Origin of the sequence: Billgrantia pellis (genome assembly GCF_008297955.1) — a bacterium.
Lineage (GTDB): Bacteria > Pseudomonadota > Gammaproteobacteria > Pseudomonadales > Halomonadaceae > Halomonas > Halomonas pellis.
This window is the reverse complement of sequence record NZ_VTPY01000006.1, coordinates 287,897-306,852: the sequence shown is the minus strand read 5'-3', so window position 1 is coordinate 306,852 and position 18,956 is coordinate 287,897. Positions and strand designations below refer to the sequence as shown.

General features: G+C 64.5%; 18 protein-coding genes and 1 other RNA gene. 8 read left to right on the top strand and 11 right to left on the bottom strand.

From position 1 onward, the window contains the following. Nucleotides 1–374: 374 nt before the first annotated feature. Nucleotides 375–1,178, bottom strand: coding sequence for a 4-hydroxy-tetrahydrodipicolinate reductase (gene dapB, locus F0A17_RS16925; RefSeq protein WP_149329521.1), 804 nt, complete (start codon nucleotides 1,176–1,178; stop codon nucleotides 375–377). A 133-nt stretch (nucleotides 1,179–1,311) separates the two neighbouring features. On the opposite strand from dapB, the gene F0A17_RS16920 reads away from it, so the two are divergent. After that, on the top strand, nucleotides 1,312–3,291 hold the full coding sequence (locus tag F0A17_RS16920; protein WP_187774720.1) for an MBL fold metallo-hydrolase: 1,980 nt from the start codon (nucleotides 1,312–1,314) through the stop codon (nucleotides 3,289–3,291). Here F0A17_RS16920 and F0A17_RS16915 read toward each other — a convergent pair. The 5 genes from F0A17_RS16915 to grpE form a co-directional block, all read right to left on the bottom strand. Beyond that, nucleotides 3,288–4,199, bottom strand: a complete 912-nt coding sequence (locus tag F0A17_RS16915; RefSeq protein WP_228716944.1) for a DMT family transporter — start codon at nucleotides 4,197–4,199, stop codon at nucleotides 3,288–3,290. The two genes, F0A17_RS16920 and F0A17_RS16915, sit on opposite strands and share 4 nt — an antisense overlap. After that, a complete protein-coding gene (locus F0A17_RS16910) occupies nucleotides 4,196–4,477 on the bottom strand; it encodes a DUF2218 domain-containing protein (protein WP_149329519.1) in 282 nt (93 codons plus the stop codon). Before F0A17_RS16910 ends, F0A17_RS16915 begins: the two co-directional genes overlap by 4 nt. Before the next feature lie 213 nt (nucleotides 4,478–4,690). Next, nucleotides 4,691–5,842 carry a molecular chaperone DnaJ gene (dnaJ, locus tag F0A17_RS16905; RefSeq protein ID WP_149329518.1) on the bottom strand — a complete coding sequence of 384 codons (1,152 nt, stop codon included), beginning with the start codon at nucleotides 5,840–5,842 and terminating at the stop codon, nucleotides 4,691–4,693. A 105-nt stretch (nucleotides 5,843–5,947) separates the two neighbouring features. After that, entirely contained in the window at nucleotides 5,948–7,879 is a 1,932-nt protein-coding gene (gene dnaK, locus F0A17_RS16900; protein WP_149329517.1) for a molecular chaperone DnaK, read from the bottom strand. Between the two features lie 116 nt (nucleotides 7,880–7,995). Next, entirely contained in the window at nucleotides 7,996–8,625 is a 630-nt protein-coding gene (grpE, locus tag F0A17_RS16895; RefSeq protein ID WP_149329516.1) for a nucleotide exchange factor GrpE, read from the bottom strand. A 220-nt stretch (nucleotides 8,626–8,845) separates the two neighbouring features. On the opposite strand from grpE, the gene recN reads away from it, so the two are divergent. Beyond that, nucleotides 8,846–10,522: a DNA repair protein RecN gene (gene recN / locus F0A17_RS16890; RefSeq protein WP_149329515.1), complete on the top strand. Its 1,677-nt coding sequence runs from the start codon at nucleotides 8,846–8,848 to the stop codon at nucleotides 10,520–10,522. Nucleotides 10,523–10,620: 98 nt separating this feature from the next. Here the strand turns inward: recN and fur are convergent, their stop codons facing one another. Beyond that, the gene (fur, locus tag F0A17_RS16885) at nucleotides 10,621–11,067 is read right to left on the bottom strand and encodes a ferric iron uptake transcriptional regulator (protein WP_149329514.1); all 447 of its coding nucleotides are present in this window, start codon (nucleotides 11,065–11,067) and stop codon (nucleotides 10,621–10,623) included. A gap of 72 nt (nucleotides 11,068–11,139) precedes the next feature. Between fur and F0A17_RS16880 the strand changes: the two genes are divergently transcribed. After that, nucleotides 11,140–11,625 (top strand): outer membrane protein assembly factor BamE, encoded by a 486-nt coding sequence (locus F0A17_RS16880; RefSeq protein WP_149329513.1) that lies wholly within the window; start codon nucleotides 11,140–11,142, stop codon nucleotides 11,623–11,625. On the opposite strand, the gene F0A17_RS16875 is transcribed toward F0A17_RS16880, so the two are convergent. Further along, the gene (locus F0A17_RS16875) at nucleotides 11,622–11,930 is read right to left on the bottom strand and encodes an RnfH family protein (RefSeq protein ID WP_149329512.1); all 309 of its coding nucleotides are present in this window, start codon (nucleotides 11,928–11,930) and stop codon (nucleotides 11,622–11,624) included. The genes F0A17_RS16880 and F0A17_RS16875 overlap by 4 nt on opposite strands. Further along, nucleotides 11,920–12,354, bottom strand: coding sequence for a type II toxin-antitoxin system RatA family toxin (locus F0A17_RS16870; protein ID WP_149329511.1), 435 nt, complete (start codon nucleotides 12,352–12,354; stop codon nucleotides 11,920–11,922). The genes F0A17_RS16875 and F0A17_RS16870 overlap by 11 nt, the downstream gene beginning before the upstream one ends. Nucleotides 12,355–12,482: 128 nt before the next feature. On the opposite strand from F0A17_RS16870, the gene smpB reads away from it, so the two are divergent. Beyond that, complete coding sequence (smpB, locus tag F0A17_RS16865; RefSeq protein WP_149329510.1) at nucleotides 12,483–12,974, top strand: SsrA-binding protein SmpB; 492 nt, start codon at nucleotides 12,483–12,485, stop codon at nucleotides 12,972–12,974. 125 nt (nucleotides 12,975–13,099) lie between these two features. Next, nucleotides 13,100–13,480: a transfer-messenger RNA gene (gene ssrA / locus F0A17_RS16860) on the top strand. A gap of 76 nt (nucleotides 13,481–13,556) precedes the next feature. On the opposite strand, the gene F0A17_RS16855 is transcribed toward ssrA, so the two are convergent. Then, complete coding sequence (locus F0A17_RS16855; protein ID WP_149329509.1) at nucleotides 13,557–14,339, bottom strand: Crp/Fnr family transcriptional regulator; 783 nt, start codon at nucleotides 14,337–14,339, stop codon at nucleotides 13,557–13,559. 435 nt (nucleotides 14,340–14,774) lie between these two features. Between F0A17_RS16855 and F0A17_RS16850 the strand changes: the two genes are divergently transcribed. The 3 genes from F0A17_RS16850 (at nucleotide 14,775) to F0A17_RS16840 (ending at nucleotide 18,597) form a co-directional block, all read left to right on the top strand. Further along, a complete protein-coding gene (locus F0A17_RS16850; RefSeq protein ID WP_149329508.1) occupies nucleotides 14,775–15,974 on the top strand; it encodes a saccharopine dehydrogenase family protein in 1,200 nt (399 codons plus the stop codon). 6 nt (nucleotides 15,975–15,980) lie between these two features. Next, nucleotides 15,981–17,150 (top strand): carboxynorspermidine decarboxylase, encoded by a 1,170-nt coding sequence (gene nspC, locus F0A17_RS16845; protein ID WP_228716943.1) that lies wholly within the window; start codon nucleotides 15,981–15,983, stop codon nucleotides 17,148–17,150. Nucleotides 17,151–17,292: 142 nt separating this feature from the next. Next, nucleotides 17,293–18,597, top strand: coding sequence for an aspartate kinase (locus tag F0A17_RS16840; protein WP_149329507.1), 1,305 nt, complete (start codon nucleotides 17,293–17,295; stop codon nucleotides 18,595–18,597). A 64-nt stretch (nucleotides 18,598–18,661) separates the two neighbouring features. Here F0A17_RS16840 and F0A17_RS16835 read toward each other — a convergent pair whose 3' ends face one another. Then, complete coding sequence (locus F0A17_RS16835; RefSeq protein WP_149329506.1) at nucleotides 18,662–18,913, bottom strand: YMGG-like glycine zipper-containing protein; 252 nt, start codon at nucleotides 18,911–18,913, stop codon at nucleotides 18,662–18,664. Nucleotides 18,914–18,956 lie beyond the last annotated feature (43 nt).

Here is an 18,956-nt window from a genome sequence, read left to right as displayed (position 1 = left end):
CTCGGCGGCTATCGTCATTGCGACAGATTCGGCTCGTAAAAAAGCGGGACGAAGCCGATTTAAGGAACCGGTTTCATCCCGCTTGTTGTCTTTGCTCGGGGGCTGGCCACGCAACAAGCGCGCAGTGTCGAACTGCTGTATTCAGGCGCCCGGCCAAAATTTTGGAGATGTTACAGGAAATGGCGCTCAGCGGCTACCCCCATCGGACAGTCCAGAGCAGTTAGCGATGTCCTCGGGGCTACCCCGTCGACAGGTTTGCGAGGAGGCGCTGTAAACCCGTCCCTGGGCGCTACATTTGCCATCCATGGCAAATGACCTCCTCTTCAACCTGTCCCCGGCGCCCCTCACGACGCGTAACGCGGCTTGCCCTGCGCTTACAGACCCAGCACATCCTGCATGCCATAGCGCCCATTGCTCTGGTCAGCGACCCAGCGCGCCGCCCGCACCGCGCCCTTGGCGAAGGTCATGCGACTGGAGGCCTTGTGGGTGATCTCGATGCGCTCGCCCTCGGTGGCGAACATCACCGTATGCTCGCCGACGATATCGCCGGCACGCACCGTGGCGAAGCCGATTTCCTTGGGGTCCCGCGGGCCGCACTGGCCGGCGCGCTCGAACACGCCGTGCTCCTTGAGCGTGCGGCCCAGCGCCTCGGCCACCACTTCGCCCATCTTCAGCGCGGTGCCGGAGGGGGAGTCGACCTTGTGGCGGTGGTGGGCCTCGATCACCTCGATATCGTAGCCCTCGTCGCCCAGCGCCCTGGCCGCGGTCTGCAGCAGCGTCAGGGTCAGGTTCACCCCTACGCTCATGTTGGGGGCGAAGACGAAGGGCAGCCTGTCGCGGTAGCCGTCGAGCTCGGCCAGCTCATCGTCGGAGAGCCCGGTGGTGCCGATCACCATGCGCTTGCCGTGGGTGGCGCAGAAGGCCAGGTTGGCCAGCGTCACCTGGGGCGCGGTGAAATCGATCAGCACGTCGAAGTCGTCGACGATGGCGTCGAGCGAATCCACCGCAGCGACGCCCAGCTTACCGAGTCCCGCCAGCTCGCCGATATCGGCCCCGGCCAGCGAACTGCCCGGCTCGACGATGCCGCCGGCCAGGGTGACCCCGGCATCCTGCTGCACGGCGTTGACCAAGGTGCGGCCCATGCGGCCGGCGACACCGACGATGGCGATACGGGTCATGCGGACTCCTCAACGTCTGGGACTGGGATCGAGAGGCAGTATACCAGAGCAACGGCCTGCCCGGCCGCGCGCTTGGGCAAGACGGGCGCTTTCGCCCACACTGGGCATAGCGATATGCCAAGCAAGGAACGCCATGTCCATGTCACCGGAGCTGTCCCGTGACCCACCACTGCTCGAACTGCTGGGGCGCCATTCTCGCGTACTGCTGACCGGCCCGCCCGGCAGCGGCAAGACCACCCTTGCGCGGAGCGTGGCCGCTCGCCTGGCCGAGCGCGGCGAGGTGTGTCATTGCCTGGCTGCAGACCCCGGCCTGCCCGGCTTCGGCCCGCCCGGCGCCGTTTGCCTGGGGCGCTGGGACCCGCAGCTTGGTGAAAGCGGCGACTGGCGCCTCGAGGCCATCGAGGCGCTGGCCTCGCTGGACGGCTCACGCTTTCGTCTGCCGCTGGTCGAAGCGGTACGCCGCCTGGCCAAACGGATCGAGGCCGGGCCGCTACTCATCGACGCGCCGGGCGTGGAGCGCGGCGTCGGTGGCGCCGAACTGCTGCTGGCACTGGCTGGCGCCGGTCGCGCCGACGCCGTAGTGCGCCTGGCGCCAGAGGGCGAGCAAGACCCTTACCCCGACGAACGCGCACTGCTGCAACTGGAGCGACTGAACCTGCCGGCCGCCGCCGCTGCCCGACATCCGGGCAGGCAGCAGCGCACCCAACGGCGAACCGCGGCATGGGATTGCTATCTCGTCACGGCGACGGAGCGGGAGCTCGACCTGACGATGCTGCCCATCGTCGGCACGCCGCCACCGCGAAATGCCATGACCGCCTGGCAGGGGCGGCAGGTGGGATTGCTTGACGCCGACGGCCGTACGCTGGCCATGGGCGAAGTGTTCGCCCTGGAAGGCGAGCGGCTGCGACTGCGGGCCCCCTTGTCGATATCGCCCCCCCGCGCCCTGGTGGTACGCGACGCCGTGCGCCGCCCTGACGGCCAGCTTGGCACCGCGCGCCCCTTTCGTGCAGCGCCCCCCATCGCACCCGACGACGACCCCGCACTCAGCCTGGCGCTCCATGGTACGCAAGAGGGACCCCAACCCACGCTACGCCTCGGCGGTCTGCGCGCGACGCTGGTCAACGGCATCTTCGGCGACCCGCTGCTGCACCTTCGCCTGCGCCATCTCAAGCGCAGCCTGCTGTTCGATCTGGGCGACCCCGGGCGCCTATCGGCACGGTTGGCTCATCAGGTCAGCGACGTGTTCATCAGTCATGCCCACTTCGACCATATCGGCGGCTTCCTGTGGCTACTGCGCTCGCGTATCGGCGACTACACGCCGTGCCGGATCTACGGCCCACCCGGCCTGGCCGGCCATCTGGACGGGCTGATGCGTGGCATCCTGTGGGATCGCGTCGGGGAGAAGGCCCCCCGCTTCGAGGTCTTCGAGCTGCACGGCGAGCGTCTGGCGCCCTATCGCCTGATGGCAGGCCAACCGATGAAGGCGCTCTCTCCCCGGGACGTCGATGACGGTGTACTGCATCAGGAGCTCGGCTTTTGCGTGCGCGCCGTCACGCTGGATCATGGCACCCCCGTACTGGCCTTTGCCTTTGAGCCCGACATACAGGTCAAGGTGCGCAAGGAGCGCCTGGAAGCAAACGGCTGGCCTCCCGGGCCGTGGCTCGGCGAACTCAAGCAGCGCGTACTGGCCGGCGACGACGAGGCCGAGGTCGCACTGCCCGGCGGCAGCCGGCGCCCCGCCGCCGAACTGGCGGAGCGGCTGCTGTTCTCCCAACCCGGCCAACGCCTGGTCTACGCCACCGACTTCGGCGACACCCCTGCGAACCGCGAACGCTTGCTGGCGCTTGCCCAGGGCGCCGAAGTGCTGTTGTGCGAGGCGTCGTTTCGCGAGGATCAGATCGAGCAGGCCCGGCGCACCGGACATCTGACGGCCCGCGCCTGCGGCGAGATCGCCGCCGCCGCCGACGTCGGCCGGCTGGTGCCGTTCCACTTCTCGCGTCGTCACGCGGAGGATGCGCACGCACTCTATGCCGAGATCCGCGCCTATTTTCCGCGCCTGGCTGCCACGCTCGGTAACGCGCCCGGGCCTTGGGACGAGGACGAGGATGCCTAATCGGGCTCGCCCCTGCCATTCTGGCGCAGCAGCAGCCCGATGGCGACGAGCACCAGCGCACTGCCCGGCAGCCAGTGCCAGCCGATCTGCTCGGGTGCGGTGGCGAACAGCAGCAGCATGGAGACGAAGGGCACCATGTAGCCGTAGGCGGTAACGGCCCCCGGCGTGAGTACCGAGGTGGCGCGCTGCATCAGCCAGAAGGTGAGCGCACTGGAGAAGAGCCCGAGGTAGATCACCAGGGCCAGATCCTGCCAGCGCATGGAAACAAGCTGGGCAACGGGCTCGATGGCAAACCCCAGCAGGCCGATGGCGAGCCCGCCCAGCCCCAGGCTCCAGAAGGTGCGCACCGCCGCCGACTCGGGTAGCCAGCCGCGAGCCAGCCCCCACTTGCTGAGCACCGGGTAAAGCGCCGAGGACACGCAGCCGAGGAAGAATACCGCCTCACCGATGCCCAGCTGCAGGCCCTCACCGTGGCTGAGCGACTCGGCGAAGGCGAGTCCCAGCGCGCCGCAGGCACCCAAGGCCAGGATCGCCGGCAGCTGCCAACTCAGCCGCTCGACGCGGAACCCCAGCCCCAGCAGGTAGGCCAACAGCGGTACGGTGACGTAGAGCGTGGCCATGGAGAGCGCAGTGGCATGATGGGCGGCCCAGAACATGGCGCCAAAAAACCCCGCCAGGCACAGCCCCATCAGCGCATAGAGCGGCAGCACCCGCCAGGGGGGCAGGAAATCCGCCGAGCGCCGCGCCAGCCACCACAGCCCGGCGCAGGCGATGGCGAAGCGCAGGGCGGTGAGCGACAGCGGCGGCAGCTTGCCCATCAGCTCCACGGCGGGAAACGACAGCCCCACCAGCAGCGCCCACAGCAGCATGCCGAGGTGGGCGCGGCTGAGCGGTATCGGCGCGCTCAATTTTCCCAGACGATGGCCAGTTCCTCGTCGCCTGCCATGCGCTGCAGGTGAGAATCGACGACGCCCTCCAGGCGATCGAGGGTTTCCTCATCCAGGGCCTCGATGGCCACCAGCAGCTTGCCCGGCTCGACGCGCATCACACAGGAACCGTCCTCGAACACCACGCGGCTCTCCTCCTCGCCCTGCTCCACCTCCAGCTTGTGCGCCCAGTGCTTGCACAGGCGATTCATCACCCTCGCCCCGGACTCGGTGGCGATCTCGGCACGCGACATCGGCATAACACGATCTCCATTCGTAGCGGAGTTAACAGACTAAGACGCGTGGCGGGGCTGGCGCCAGTCCTGCAACGCCCGCTGTGCCGAACGGCATGTTCGATCCGGGGCATCACGATAAGAGGGCCAGCATAGACACACCCCGAAGGCTGGATGGGGCATCCAACTTCGGGGCGCTGCTCGCTAGGGCATCGGGGTGGAGGATGATGAAGCCTTGCCTTACGGCTTCATGTCCTCGAAGAACTTCTTCACGCCGTCGAAGAAGCTGGTCTTCTTCGGCGAGTGGCTGCGGCTGTTGCTGCCGTCGAGACTCTCCTGGAGCAGGCGCAGCAGCTCCTTCTGCTCCTCGTTGAGGTTGACCGGGGTTTCCACCACCACCTTGCACAGCAGGTCGCCCGGCGGACCGCCGCGTACCGGCTTGACGCCCTTGCCGCGCAGGCGGAATAGCTTGCCGGTCTGGGTCTCGGGCGGGATCTTGAGCTTGACCCGACCGTCCAGCGTCGGCACCTCGAGCTCGCCGCCCAGCGCGGCGTCGACGAAATTGATCGGCACCTCGCACTGAAGGTGCTTGCCGTCGCGCTGGAAGATGTGGTGCGGCTTGATCGCCACCTGCACGTAGAGATCGCCCGGCGGGCCGCCGTTGATGCCGGACTCGCCCTCGCCGTTGAGGCGAATGCGATCGCCGGTATCCACCCCGGCGGGAATCTTCACCGACAGGGTACGGGTTTCGCGCACCCGGCCCTCGCCGTGGCACTTGTGGCACGGCACCTTGATGTGCACACCGTTGCCGTGACAGGTCGGGCAGGTCTGCTGCACGGCGAAGAAGCCCTGCTGCATGCGCACCTGGCCATGCCCGTTACACGTGGGGCAGGTCTCCTTGGTGGAACCCGGCTCGGCGCCCTGTCCGTCGCAGCGGTCACATTCGATGTGCCGCGGCACGCGGATATCGACGGTGGTGCCGGCAACGGCACTCTCGAGGTCGAGTTCCAGGTTGTAGCGCAGGTCGCTGCCGCGCTGCGGCGCATGGGGGCTGCGCCGGCCGCCACCACCGCCGAAGATATCGCCGAATACATCGCCGAAGATGTCGCTGAAGCCGCCTGCCCCCGCGCCGCCGAAACCGCCACCGCCGAAGCCGCCGGCCTGACCGTCGACACCGGCGTGGCCGAACTGGTCGTAGGCGGCGCGCTTCTCGCCGTCAGCGAGCACCTCGTAGGCCTCCGAAACCTCGCGGAATTTCGCGGCCGCGGTGTCATCGCCCGGGTTGCGGTCCGGGTGATACTTCTGCGCCAGCCGGCGGTAGGCCTTCTTGATGTCCTTCGTGTCGGCATCCCGCTCGACGCCGAGCACCTCGTAAAAATCGCGTTTGGACATGGGTCCATGCGCCTCCTGGTCTAGGCAGTTCTGCCCGATCCGCGGAAACGGCAACGCGGGAGTCGTCCCCCCGCGCTACCGTCGTCCGTGGCATCGCCTTGGCGATTACTGCTTCTTCTGGTCGTCGTTGACTTCTTCGTATTCCGCGTCGACCACGTCCTCGTCCGGCTTGCCACCGGCCTCGGCCTGCTCGCCACCTGCCTGCTGGGCCGCTTCGGCCTGCTCGGCATAGAGCTTCTGGGCCAGGTTGCCGGAGGCTTCGGTCAGCGCGTCCAGCTTGGCCTGGATGGCGTCCTTGTCGTCACCCTTGAGTGCCTCCTCCAGTTCGGAGATGGCAGTCTCGATGGCCTGCTTCTCCTCGTCGGTCGCCTTGTCACTGGCTTCCTCGAGAGTCTTGCGCGACGCGTGGATCATGCCGTCGGCCTGGTTGCGCAGGGCAACTAGCTCCTCGAACTTCTTGTCCTCGTCGGCGTGGGCCTCGGCATCGCGTACCATCTGTTCGATCTCCTCCTCGGAGAGACCGCTGGAGGCCTTGATGACGATCGATTGCTCCTTGCCGGTGGCCTTGTCCTTGGCGGACACGTTGAGGATACCGTTGGCGTCCAGATCGAAGGCCACCTCGATCTGCGGAACGCCACGCGGCGCCGGCGGGATGTCGGCCAGGTCGAAGCGGCCCAGCGACTTGTTCTGCGTTGCCTGCTTGCGCTCGCCTTGCAGCACATGAATGGTCACGGCCGTCTGGTTGTCATCCGCGGTCGAGAAGGTCTGGGTCTTCTTGGTCGGGATGGTCGTGTTCTTCTCGATCAGCGGCGTCATGACGCCACCCAGGGTCTCGATGCCCAGGGTCAGCGGCGTGACGTCGAGCAGCAGCACGTCCTTGACGTCACCGCCCAGCACACCGCCCTGGATCGCCGCGCCCACGGCCACGGCCTCGTCGGGGTTGACGTCCTTGCGCGCCTCCTTGCCGAAGAAGTCGGCGACCTTCTTCTGCACCAGCGGCATGCGGGTCTGGCCGCCGACCAGGATCACGTCGTCGATCTCGGAGGCGGACAGGCCGGCGTCGGCCAGCGCAGTCTTGCACGGCCCCATAGAGCGCTCGACCAGCTCCTCCACCAGCGACTCCAGCTTGGCCCGGGTCACCTTCACGTTGAGGTGCTTCGGGCCGGTGTTGTCGGCGGTGATGTAGGGCAGGTTGACGTCGGTCTGCTGGGCGCTGGACAGCTCGATCTTGGCCTTCTCGGCGGCTTCCTTGAGGCGCTGCATGGCCAGGTTGTCGCCGGAGAGGTCGATGCCGCTGTCGGCCTTGAACTGGTCGACCAGATAGTTGATTAGCTTCATGTCGAAGTCTTCGCCGCCCAGGAAGGTGTCGCCGTTGGTGGCCAACACCTCGAACTGGGTTTCGCCGTCGACATCGGCCACTTCGATGATCGAGATATCGAAGGTACCGCCGCCCAGGTCGTACACGGCGATGGTCTTGTCGCCGCGGGATTTGTCCATGCCATAGGCCAGCGCCGCCGCAGTCGGCTCGTTGATGATGCGCTTGACCTCGAGGCCGGCGATGCGCCCGGCGTCCTTGGTGGCCTGACGCTGGGAATCATTGAAGTAAGCCGGCACGGTAATGACCGCTTCGGTGACGGTCTCGCCCAGGTAATCCTCGGCGGTCTTCTTCATCTTTTTCAGCACTTCGGCGCTGACCTGCGGCGGCGCGAGCTTCTTGCCCTTCACCTCGACCCAGGCATCGCCGTTGTCGGCCTCGACGATGCCGTAAGGCACCATCTTGATGTCCTTCTGCACGACATCGTCCTTGAAGCGACGGCCGATCAGGCGCTTGATGGCGTATAGCGTGTTTTGCGGATTGGTGACCGCCTGGCGCTTGGCCGCCTGCCCCACCAGGATCTCGCCATCATCGGTGTAGGCGATGATGGAGGGCGTGGTGCGGGCGCCTTCGGCGTTCTCGATCACCTTCGCACTGTCGCCGTCGAGCACGGCCACACAGGAGTTGGTGGTCCCCAGGTCAATACCGATGATGCGTCCCATAGGAAATCCTCGAAAATTCGTTTGCCTTGAATCCATCTCGGCGGCATCCGCCGCGGTTGTCGTCTATCTGGGGGGCGCAAACTCGCTTTTCAAGCCCCCGCTTTCATCCGATCGGCTCAGCCGGCCGCCTGACTGACCACGACCATGGCCGGGCGCACCAGGCGTCCGTTGAGCGTGTAGCCCTTCTGCACCACTTCCATGACGCTGTTGGGCTCGAGTTCAGGGTTGGGCACCATGGCCATGGCTTCGTGATATTGCGGGTCGAACGGTTCGCCGGAGGGATCCAGCATCTCGACGCCGAATTTTGCCAGCACGTCCTGCTGCATCTTCAGCGTCATGGCCACTCCCTCGCGATGGGCCTCGCTGGCATCCTCACCCATGGCTTCAAGCGCCTTCTCCAGGCTGTCGACCACCGGCAGCAGCTCCTTGACGAAGCGCTCCAGAGCGAACTTGCGCGCCTTCTCGGCTTCCTGTTCGGCGCGACGGCGTACGTTCTGCGCCTCGGCGGCAGCGCGCAGCGCCTGGTCCTTGGCTTCGGCCAGGCTCTGCTCCAGTTCCTCGACCTGAGCGGCCAGCATGTCGGCCTCGGGGTTGTCGCTCACCGCCGTCGGCTCCTCGGACGCCACGGCCTCGTCATCCCCGACGCCGACCGCGTCGTCCAGTTCGCCTTCCACCGGTTCCGGCCGAGCCTCTTCCTCGCGCCGCTCCAGCTCGTCATCAAGCGGGGTCTGGGGTTCTTTAGCCATGCGCATCTCCTGAAGCGTGGTTCGGCCTTGCGGCCGCAACGGTTTCGATTGGACGAAAGCCTCGAGTCTGCCCGCCTATATGGGGGCCCTGCCCGCAATCTCAAGAGACCCGAAAACTCATGCGACAATGCGTGCGTTGAGCGGCGCCCTCGACTACTGTATAAAAACGCAATAGCTTGTATGGATATCCAGCCTTGTGTGCCGGTTGCCGGGAGGACTCATGCTGACTCAGCTTGCCGTTCGCGATTACGCCATCGTCGACAGCCTCGATCTGGAACTTGCCGGTGGCATGACCGCCATCACCGGCGAGACCGGTGCCGGGAAGTCGATTCTGCTCGGCGCCCTGGGGCTATGCCTGGGCGAGCGCGCCGATGCCGGCAGCGTACGCCACGGCTGCGAGCGTGCCGATCTCTCGGCGCGCTTCGATATCGCGACGCTTCCCGCCGCGCATCACTGGCTCGCGGAGCGCGAGCTGCCCGTCGACGATTGCCTGCTGCGCCGCGTGGTGATGGCCAACGGCCGCTCCAAGGCATGGATCAATGGCCAGCCGGCCACCGTGGCCGACCTCAAGGCACTGGGCGAGCATCTGGTCGAAATCCACGGTCAACACGCCCATCAGGCGCTGCTGCGCGAGGAGACTCACCTGCGCCTGCTCGACGACTTCGCCGGCCAGCGCACGGCGGTGACCGAACTCACCGACACCTACCGTCGCTGGCAATCGGCGAGGCGTCGCCTCAAGCGGCTGACCGAAACCGGCGACGAGGTACAGGCGCGCCGCCAACTGCTGCGTTACCAGGTGGAGGAGCTCGATGCCCTGGCGCTGGGAGAGGGCGAACTCGCCACGCTGGAGCATGAGCAAGAGCAGCTCGCCCACGCCGAAGAGACGCTGCGCGAGGCGCAGTTCGCTGTCGAATGCTGCGATAGCGACGAGGGCGGCGCCCTGGCGCTGCTCAACCAGGCAATGCATCGGCTCGATCCGCTGCCAGGGAGCGACCGCGGCACCCTGGCCGAGGTGCTCGCCATGCTCGGCGACGCCCGCATTCAGATCGAAGAGGCCGCCCGGGAGCTGCACCGCTTCGCCGACGCCACCGAGCTGGATCCGGAGCGGCTGACCTGGGTCGAGTCGCGCCTGGGCGAGGTCCATCGCATCGCGCGCAAGCATCACGTGATGCCGGAGGAACTGACGGCGCTTCATTGTCAACTACAGGCCGAGCTGGAGGGGCTGGAAGGCGGCGAGCAGGACCTGGAAGCGCTGCGTGGCGAGGTGGAAGCCCTGCGCGACGCCTGGCGCGAACAGGCTCGCACGGTCGGCGAGGCCCGCCGCCAGGCGGCGGGTCGCTTCGGCAAGGCCGTCCAGGAACAACTCTCTTTTCTGGCCATGGGCAAGGCGCGCTTCGAGGTGGAGGTGGAGCCACGTCAGACGCCACAGCCGGACGGCATGGAAGCGGTGCGCTTCCTGATCAGCGCCAACCCCGGTCAGCCGCCGCGCCCGCTGACCAAGGTCGCCTCGGGCGGGGAGCTATCGCGCATCAGCCTGGCGATCCAGGTGGTGGCTGCGCGCCACTCGACCATTCCCAGCCTGGTGTTCGACGAGGTGGATGTCGGTATCTCCGGCGCCACTGCGGAGATCGTCGGTCAACTGTTGCGCCGGCTGGGCGAGAACGGCCAGGTCATGACCGTGACTCACCTACCCCAGGTGGCGGCCCAGGCGCACCACCATCTGCATATCGAGAAACTGGCCAAGCGCAATACCACCCTGACCCGCATGGCGCTGCTCGACGAGGCCGGCCGGGTCAGCGAACTCGCCCGCATGCTCGGCGGCGTGAGCCTTTCCGACCGCACCCTGGCCCATGCCCGCGAGATGCTCGATGCCAGCCAACAGGGCGCCTCGCACTAGGCCATACGCGGCATTTCCCCACCATCGAGCGAGTCACCCATACGAGAACGGCCCCGATCCATGATCGGGGCCGCGCGATGTCGACGTCGGAAAGTGACCTACTTGCGCGGCGGACTTTCCTGGCGCGTGGTATTGGAGCCGCGCGGACGCACATAGAGCACCAGAGCGTGGTCGACGAGTTCGAAGCCGTGTTCCTCGGCAATCTCCTTCTGACGGCGCTCGATGGTCTCGTCGAAGAACTCGATGATCTCGCCACTGTCGAGGCACACCATGTGGTCGTGGTGTTCCTCCTGGGATATCTCGAACACGGCATGGCCGCCATCGAAGTTGTGGCGAATCACCAGTCCGGCAGATTCGAATTGGGTCAGCACGCGATAGACGGTGGCCAGTCCGACGTCCTCACCAGCCTCCAGCAGCGTCTTGTAGACGTCTTCTGCACTCAGGTGGTGCTGTCCCGTGGCATTCTCGAGAATCTGCAGGATTTTCACACGGGGCAAGGTGACCTTCAGGCCCGCCTTGCGCAATTCATGGTTCTGGTCGGCCATGTTAGCTCTTCGCAGTATCAGGTAGGGTCGGGTATGATCGACCGAATCCACGATAGTGAAGAACGGACACAAATGCAAAAGCTGATCAAAACCGTCCCCCTGCTCGTTGCGCTGACTGTACTCAGCGGCTGCGTCTACAAGCGCGACCTGCCCCAGGGCAACCTCATCACCGAGGCCATGGTACAGCAGCTCCAGCCCGGCATGAGCCGAGCCCAGGTCGCCGGCGTGATGGGCCGCCCGCTGCTGGAGGCCCCCTTCGATGCCAACCAGTGGGATTACGTGTTCCGGCTCGACGAAGCCTATGGCGGGGTGAAGCAACGCCGCGTGACGCTGACCTTCACCGGTGATCGTCTGGTCGATATCACCCAGCAGGGCGATTTTTCCGAGGATCCGGACCTTACACCGGAAGAAGGCATGGGCCCCGCTTCGGAAGGCGCCAGCCCGATTGGCGTCCTGCCGGGCAGTCAACCGGAAGCGGCTCCCGAGTCCGCTCCGGATGCCGGTGGCACGCTGCCGCGTGGCGGCGAGCCGGCCTCGGATGAGCCGCTCAACCTCTAGCGCGGGCTTCGCCCGGCCCGCTGCAGGCGCGCCCTCTTGGGATCGACCTGCAGCGGGCGGTAGATCTCGACTCGATCCCCATCGCGCAACCGGTGGGTAGCAGGCTCGCGCAGTCGCCGTCCGAAAACGCCCAGTTCGGCTTCGGTGAACGCACTCGCCGGCAGCTCGGGGAAGAGGCGCTCCATTCCGGCCAGTGCCACGGCCTCGCTCGCCGTGATGCCTTCGCGCACCTCGAGCGTCACGATGCGCTGCCTGTCGGGCAGCGCGTAGGCCACCTCCACCCGGATCGTCCCATCAGCGGCCATAGAGTTCGTCGGCACGCTGGGTGAAGGCGTCGACCAACTGGCCGGCCACCTGTTGGAACAATTTGCCGAAGGCCATCCCCAGCAGGCGGTTAGCGAACTCGAATTCCAGCTCCAGGCAGACCTTGCAGGCATCTTCTCCCATCGGCAGGAACAACCAGCGCCCGCGCAACCGCTTGAAGGGACCGCTGACCAGCGACATCTCGATGCGCTCGGGTTCGATCAAGTCGTTGCGCGTGGTGAAGCTCTGCTCGATCCCCGCCCGGCCCAGGGTCATCTCACCGATCAGGTGCGAGTCGTCACGCTCGAGCAGCCTGGCCCGGCGGCAGCCCGGCAAGAACTCCGGGTAGCGCTCGAAGTCGTTGACCAGTTCGAACATCTCCCGAGGGGTGTGCCGCACCAGGGCGGACCGATTGACCATTGGCATTGAGCTCTCCGCTGACTTCACAGTGCCCAGGGCGTATCATGAGCGGTTATTTCACGCCTTGAATGGTATCACGCTTCCCCCCATATCGAAGGGAACGTTGCCATCGGCAGAACATGACATGAGGTTCCATGGCCAACAAGAAAGGCAAGGGCAAGGGCCCCGGCAGCAATGTCATCGCCCAGAACAAGAAGGCTCGCTTCGAGTATCATATCGACGAGTCCTTCGAGGCCGGCCTGGTGCTGGCCGGCTGGGAGGTGAAGAGCCTGCGCGCCGGCAAGGCCCAGCTCACCGATACCTACATCCTGGTGAAGGAGGGCGAGGCGTGGCTGCTGGGCAGCCATATCACACCGCTCAACACCGCCAGCACCCACGAGATTGCCGATCCTTCGCGCACGCGCAAGCTGTTGTTGCATCGCAAGGAAATCGCCAGGATCTTCTCCCGCTCACAGGAGAAGGGACATACCTGCGTGCCGCTCAAGCTTTATTGGAAGGGCAACAAGGTGAAGTGCGAGCTGGCGCTGGTGACGGGAAAGAAACTGCACGACAAGCGCGCCACCGAGAAGGACCGCGACTGGCAGCGGCAGAAAGGCCGCATCATGCGGGAACACACCAAGGCTTGAGGTGTCACAGTATCGACACCGCTGCGGGTGGCTCCCCGAAATCGGCAAGAATCGGGGAAGCCGTGGAACCCGCCCACCCAACAGGTGTCATAGAAGTACCCATGCTGGTAAGATGGGTCTGCTACGGGGGCGACATGGCTTCGACGCCGGTGACAACCTCCTAGGTGCATGCCGAGAGCGTGATGTATCTCGTAAATCCAACATCACGACTAAATAGTCGCAAACGACGACACCTACGCTCAGGGCGCGCTGGCAGCTTAAATAGCTGTTAGCTTCTAGCCCGGCCCCGAAGTGATGTGCCCATTCATCGCGGAAGGGATATGAGCTAAAACTGATGGGATCGCGGTTGGCGACGTCCTCTCGTCAATCGTTAAACCTTAGAGGAATCGCGTTGCTGGATCCTGCCCGTTGGAGCCAGTCGCGTTAAACCAAAAAACGGACCTAAGCATGTAGAGCCGAAGAGCGAGTGCCGGCGGACGCGGGTTCGATCCCCGCCGCCTCCACCAATCAAGCATACGAAAAAAGCACCCTGAGGGTGCTTTTTTCGTTTCTGTCGGCGCCTAAATGCCGCTGCGCCGATATCTACGCTTTCTGCGCATCCCTCAGCGCGCGTGAGCTGATGCCGTGAAGGTCCAAGAACGGAGACGGCATCGATTCGTCGAGGTAGGCGTCGCTGAACTCTGCCATGCTCGCCAGAGCCATGGGGTCAGGCAATTGTATGCGCTGCCGATCGCGTAGCACCAATCCCTCGTCGCGTAGCATCGAGAAGGTTCGACTCACGTGTACGGAGCTGAGCCCCAGCGCATCCCCCACCTGCTCCTGCGACAGCGGCAGCGAGAAGGTGTTGTCTTTCACGGCCTCTATCCTGCTAAGGCGCAGGTACAGCTCGTAAAGGAAATGTGCCAAACGTTGCTGCGCTGTGTGGCGCCCCACATAAACCAACCTCTCGGTCAGCATCGCCTGCTGTCGCACAGCAATGGCAACGATGCCCGAAGCCAGCGTCGCCGAATAATCCATCACCTCGAACAACTGTTGATGAGAGAAGGGGCAAACCACGCCTTCATCAATCATCTCAACCCCAGCCAGCCGGTGGGAAAATCCGAAATCCCGCATGCCAATAATGTCACCAGGCAGGTAGAGCTTCAGTATCTGCTTGGCTCCGCTGTCCAGATTTCGAAAGGAGTAGGCCCACCCCTGCTTTAGGATGCAGAAGGCGTCGACCGTGTCGTTCTCATGCCATAGAGGGTCGCTGGCATCCACCCGCCTGGGCTTCTGTTCAAGGCCGAGGAGCCGCTTTTCCTCTTCGGCAGTCAACGCACCGTTCTTCCTAAACTGTTGAAAAACAGGATTTTTTAGAAGGGTCACATCGGCACTCTCCAGAGGAAGAAGATACCAGCATCTTACAACATTTGCTTATATAACACGTCATATCATAAGTTATGGAAGTTTTCTCAGCAGACGGGGGCAACAAGCCAAGCACAGCTCGTCGCCAGATAAACATTTAAAAACATATACTTACTAACAATTCTTAGGCCATACCGAATTGTCTCGTTTTGTAACATCATCGGATGGCCTAGAAAGCGCTACCTCTGTTCGCCGGCCATCCGCATCGCCTCCCCCGACTTTCGTCTAATCCAGGACGCGAAAATCTCTTGCTCCCGGCTTCACGGGAAGCCATCATCTGCGCGCAAGCATTGAGCGAGACCGGGTGGCATCGGGCAAGGGCATGACGAGATGGCCGAATGACCGATAAGACCCTACCCTTTCATTGACATTTCCCGATCTGGATTCGAGAGGCCCATGAGCAAAGTCCTGATTATCGGCGCCGGTGGCGTCGGAGGCGTCGTCACCCATAAATGTGCACAGCATCCCGACGTGTTCAGCGAGATCTGCCTGGCCAGCCGCAACGAAGAGAAATGCAAGGCCATCGCATCCCAGCTGAACCGTCCGATCCAGACCGCGCAGGTTGACGCCGATAGCGTCGACGCCCTGGTCGCGCTGATCGAGTCGTTCAAGCCGGACGTGCTGATCCACGTGGCGTTGCCCTATCAGGACCTGACCATCATGGAGGCGTGCCTGAAAACCGGCGTGCCCTACCTCGATACCGCCAACTACGAACACCCGGACGAAGCCAAGTTCGAGTACAAGGAGCAGTGGGCGTTCCATGATCGCTACGTCGAGGCGGGCAACATGGCTACCCTGGGCTGCGGCTTCGACCCGGGCATGACCAATATCTATTGCGCCTACGCCCAAAAGAATTTGTTCGACGAGATCCACCGTATCGACATCCTCGATGCCAACGGTGGCGATCACGGCTACCCGTTCGCCACCAACTTCAACCCGGAAATCAACATTCGCGAGATCACCGCGAATGGCCGCTACTGGGAGAAGGGCGAGTGGAAGGAGACGCCGCCACTGGCCGAGAAGCGCAAGTTCGACTTCGACGGCATTGGCGAGAAGGATATCTATCTGCTCTATCACGAAGAGCTCGAGTCGCTCTCACGCAACATCAAGGGTCTGGAGCGCATCCGCTTCTGGATGACTTTCTCCGAGAAGTACATCACCCACCTGAAGGTGCTCGAGAATGTCGGCATGACCCGCATCGAGCCGATCGAAGTGAACGGCTGCGAGATCTCACCGCTGCAGTTCCTCAAGGCGGTGCTGCCCGACCCGGCCTCGCTCGGCCCGCGCACCAAGGGCAAGACCAACATCGGCATCATTGCCGACGGGATCAAGGACGGCAAGCGGCGCAAGGTGTACATCTACAACATCTGCGACCATGAGGCCTGCTACCGCGAGGTGCAGTCCCAGGCGATCTCCTACACCACCGGCGTGCCGGCGGTGACCGGTGCCATGCTGATGCTGGAAGGCATCTGGAAGGGCGCGGGCGTGTTCAACGTCGAGCAACTCGACCCCGATCCCTTCATGGAGCGCATCGGCGACATGGGCCTGCCGTGGCAGGTCGTCGAACTCGACCCCGATCACGACCCGCTGGCCTGAACCGCAATGGCTGACAAGATGGACAAGGCGGTGTACCCGTTCGACATTTATGCCTGCCCGTCGCCGGCCTACGTGGTCGACGACGCGTTGCTGCGCCGCAACCTGGAGTTGTTGCGGCAGGTTCAGGAGGAGAGCGGCGCGCGCATACTGCTGGCACTGAAGGGCTTCGCCATGTGGGATACCTTTCCGCTGGTGAGCCAGTACCTGGTGGGCACCACCGCCAGCGGCCAGGACGAAGCGCGCCTGGGCGCAGAGACCTTCGGCGGCGAGGTGCACGTTTACTCGCCGGCCTTCACCGAGGAGGAAATGAACGTGGTGCTGCAGTACGCGCATCACATCAGCTTCAACTCCCCGGGACAGTGGCGACACTTCCGCGACATCGTCGCGCAGGCGCCGCGCCGGGTCTCATGCGGGTTGCGGGTCAATCCCGAGCGCTCGACGGGCCAGGTGGCACTCTATGATCCCTGCTCCCCCGGTTCACGCCTGGGTACGCGCGCGGTAGACATGGAAGGCATGAATCTCGAAGGTCTGGAAGGGTTGCATTTCCATACCTTGTGCGAGCAGAACAGCGACGCTCTCGAGATTACCCTGGAAGCCTTCGAGGACAAGTTCGGTCGCTACCTGGCTGGCATGCGCTGGGTCAACTTCGGCGGCGGACACCACATTACCCGCCCCGACTACGACGTCGAACGGCTGGTGCGGTTGGTTCGCGACTTTCGCGAACGTTATCCCCACCTCACCGTCTACCTGGAGCCGGGTGAGGCGATTGCGCTGAATACCGGCTATCTGGTGTGCACGGTGCTGGATATCGTGGAGAACGGCGGCCCCAATGCCATTCTCGACACCTCGGCCACCGCGCACATGCCCGACGTGCTGGAGATGCCCTACCGGCCGCAGATCGTCGGCGCCGGCGAGCCGGACGAGAAGGCCCATACCTATCGCCTGGGCGGCACGACGTGTCTCGCCGGCGACGTGATCGGCCGCTACTCGTTCGACGAGCCGTTATCCATCGGCGACCGCCTGGTGTTCACGGACATGGCTCATTACACCATGGTCAAGACCACCACCTTCAATGGCATTCGCCTGCCGTCGATCTGCCGTGTGGACGAAGTCAGCCGCGAGGTGCGCACGGTGAAACGCTTCGGCTACGAAGCCTACAAGCAGCGCCTCAGCTGAGGCGAACCCACGCGGGAAAAGCCTCTACGGAGGCTTTTTTCGTATCGGCACCCGCACTGGCACGTTCCTGTCGGGCGCCCTTTTCCTGTCCACTGTTTTGGCCCATGGTGACGGGTGAACCGTCTTCGCCAGGGAGAGCCACATGCCCACCGTCTTCAAGTTCGGCGGCGCCTCGATCAAGGATGCCGATGCCATTCGCCACCTGACCCCGCTGATCGAGAACCACACGGATCAACCGCTGGTCGTGGTGGTCTCGGCCATGGGCAAGACCACCAACAAGCTCGAAGCGCTGCTCGCTGCCGCCCGCGACGAGGGCGGGAAAGAAGATTACCGCAAGCGCTTCGAGGCGCTTCAGGCCGAGCATCGCGAGACGATCAAGGCACTTTTCGGCGACGCGCGGGATGCACCCACCGAACGGGTCGACGCCCTGTTCGATGAACTCGACGAGCGCCATCACAGCCATCGCAGCGCCGGCTATGCCGAGCACTACGACCAGACCGTCTGCTATGGCGAGCTGATTTCCACGACCATCGTCGCGGCATGGCTCAACCACTGCGATATTGCCACCAATTGGCACGATGCTCGCGAACTGGTACGCACCGACGCCCGCCACCAGGCCGCCAACCTCGATTGGGCGACCACCGCCGAGACCGTCCGCGAGCGCCTGGCGGACAACGAGCGCGTGATTCTGACCCAGGGGTTCATCGGCGGCACGGCGGATGGTGCCTCGACCACGCTTGGTCGCGAAGGCTCCGACTTCAGCGCGGCGATCTTCGCCCATTGCCTTGATGCCCGCGAGGTAGTGATCTGGAAAGACGTGCCGGGGCTTTTCAATGCCGACCCCAGGCGCTTCGACAACGCCGTGCAGCTCGAACGAATCTCCTATGGCGAGGCGACCGAGCTGGCCTGGCATGGCGCCAAGGTGATCCACCCCAAGACATTGGGGCCGCTGCAGGAGAAGTCGATTCCGCTAACGGTGCGCTCCTTCGAGACACCCGATGCCGCGCCCACCGTCATCGACGCCGAACGCCGCTTCGATGGCGATGTGCCCTCCTGCATTCTGCGTGAAAACCAAGTCTGGCTCGAAGTGCGACCGCGCGATGTCTCGTTCATGGACGAACCGCGCCAGCACGATATTCTCGGCCGCCTGGTGGAAGCCGGCCTGCATGCCAACCTGGTCGACAGCGGTGCCATGCGCTTCGCCCTCTGCCTCGACGACAAGCCAGAGCGGCTGGGCCCGATGATCGAATCGCTCGAGCGCGATTATGACGTCCATCGCGAGGATGCGCTGACCCTGCTGACCGTGCGTCACCCCCAACCGGGGATGATGGATACCCTCAGCGAGGGTCGCGAAGCGCTGGCCGAGCGGCGCAACGCCACCACTGCCCAGCGACTGTTCCACAGCAACGACTGCCCCGAGACCTGGCATATCCCGGACACTCGTTAGACGGAAAGAACCGCGCCTGCCGCGGGCAGGTGCGGTCCATTCGGTACTGTCGTGCTGGGCAAGATCAATCGTCGAGGTCGATATCGTCCTCGTCGGTGGCGGCCCCGGTGGCGGCGCCAGCACCGGCGCCGATGACAGCGCCGGTCACCGGATCACCGCCCGTAACCGCGCCTGCCGCCGCCCCGGTAGCAGCCCCGACGCCGGCACCGCTGGCGGCGCGCTCACCCGTGCTGGTGCCACATCCGGCCAGCGCCAGCGACAGCGATGCGGCAATGACCGCCAGGACACGCTTCCTTCCTGGTCCCTCGTGTGTCATGACTTACCTCCGGCTCCATGGATGTACCGCTTACCCTAGACAA